The sequence below is a fragment of the Streptococcus sp. DD10 genome, from assembly GCF_001578805.1.
Lineage (GTDB): Bacteria > Bacillota > Bacilli > Lactobacillales > Streptococcaceae > Streptococcus.
Genome location: NZ_KQ969157.1, coordinates 198,354 through 199,528, shown reverse-complemented (window position 1 = coordinate 199,528; position 1,175 = coordinate 198,354). Strand labels below are relative to the sequence as shown.

Genomic DNA, 1,175 nt, shown 5'->3' with positions numbered 1-1,175 from the left:
TCATATCAGCATTCAGGGGCTCTTTGATTTCGAAAAACTGTCAAAGATGGGATTGTACCAAAAGGAGGCAACTTTTTCCAGTTTCTTTTAAAAATTCATCAAAGTAAACGATTCCTTCCGCATTTTTTATCCGACAGAGCCTTCCATACTCATGCTGATTAGTTGGTTCATTTCAACAGCATATTCCATCGGCAGTTCCTTGGTAATGGGCTCCATAAAACCGTTAATAATCATAGCTGTTGCTTCTTCTTCACTAATCCCCCGGCTCATCATATAAAAGAGCTGATCTTCGGACACTTTTGAAACCTTGGCTTCATGCTCTAAACTAACATTTGAGTTATGGATTTCATTAAAGGGAATGGTATCCGAAGTCGATAAATCATCCATCAAAATCGTATCGCACTCGATATGAGACTTGGAACCACTACTATTTTTTCCAAAGCGAACCTGACCACGATAGTCTGTCTTTCCACCATCCTTAGCCACCGATTTTGAAATCAGGGTCGAACTGGTTTTTGGAGCATTGTGATAGACTTTACAGCCAGCATCTAAATGTTGTCTGGAATTCGCAAAAGCCATCGAGAGAATGGAGGTTTTAGCGTGGGGACCATTTAAGATGCTACAAGGGTATTTCATATTGACCTTACTGCCTAAATTACCATCAATCCACTCCAAGGTTCCGCCTTCTTCGACTGTTCCTCTTTCGGTAACCAGGTTATAGACATTATCCGACCAGTTTTGCATGGTAGTGTAGCGGAAAAATCCATTCTTTTTAACAATAATTTCAACATTTGCAGCGTGCAAACTATTGGTAGAATATGTGGGAGCTGTACATCCTTCGATATACTGAATGGAGGCATCTTCCTCTACGATCATAAGTGAACGTTCAAACTGACCTGCATTTTCCCCATTGATCCGAAAGTAGGTTTGCACGGGGACAGTACATTTGACTCCCTTTGGAACGTAAATGAAGGTTCCACCTGACCAGACGGCACTGTTAAGGGCAGAAAATTTATGCTCGGCATTGGAAATGATGGTTCCAAAATATTGTTTGACTAACTCAGGATATTCCTTTAAGGCTGTATCCGTATCCGTAAAGATAATACCTAGCTTTTCAAACTCCTCTTTCATATTGTGATAAACCACTTCAGATTCGTACTGAGCCACAGCACCCG

1 protein-coding gene is annotated in these 1,175 nt (G+C 40.9%); it reads right to left on the bottom strand.

What is annotated here, in order from left to right; genetic code table 11:
- Window positions 1-126 precede the first annotated feature (126 nt).
- Window positions 127-1,175 (bottom strand): Fe-S cluster assembly protein SufB (gene sufB, locus STRDD10_RS00850; protein WP_067192291.1); only part of this gene is annotated, 1,049 nt, incomplete at its 5' end.